This is a genomic window from Pseudoalteromonas sp. S3178 (assembly GCF_005886985.1).
Lineage (GTDB): Bacteria > Pseudomonadota > Gammaproteobacteria > Enterobacterales > Alteromonadaceae > Pseudoalteromonas > Pseudoalteromonas carrageenovora.
Map to the genome: position 1 here is coordinate 1 of NZ_PNCW01000489.1, position 362 is coordinate 362.

1 protein-coding gene is annotated in these 362 nt (G+C 40.3%); it reads left to right on the forward strand.

Annotation, left to right across the window (positions count from 1 at the left end; all coding sequences use genetic code 11):
* Positions 1 to 362: Fur family transcriptional regulator (locus CWC11_RS21870; protein WP_138684252.1), on the forward strand; the 362-nt coding region annotated here is incomplete at both ends.

Below are 362 nucleotides of genomic sequence, written 5' to 3' on the forward strand. Positions count from 1 at the left end.
ACACGAGCTAAGTGTTACTGATACCCGGAAAAAAATTCTTCAGTTTTTTTTGGAATCTGCTGGTGCACTTACCCATGCTGATATTGAACAGCAGATGGGTGAAGCTTTTGACAGGGTTACTATTTACAGAACATTACAAACCTTTGTAGAAAAAGGGATTATTCATACCATACCTTCTGCCGATAATGCTATCCGCTATGCATTATGTAAAGACAATTGCGCTGCCGGTCACCACCACGATGATCATGTACATTTTCTGTGTAATGATTGTGGTACTACCTATTGCCTAGATCATGTATCGGTACCCAAAATAAAATTGCCAAAGGGTTTTACTGCTAAGATCGGAGAGCACACGTCTGAAC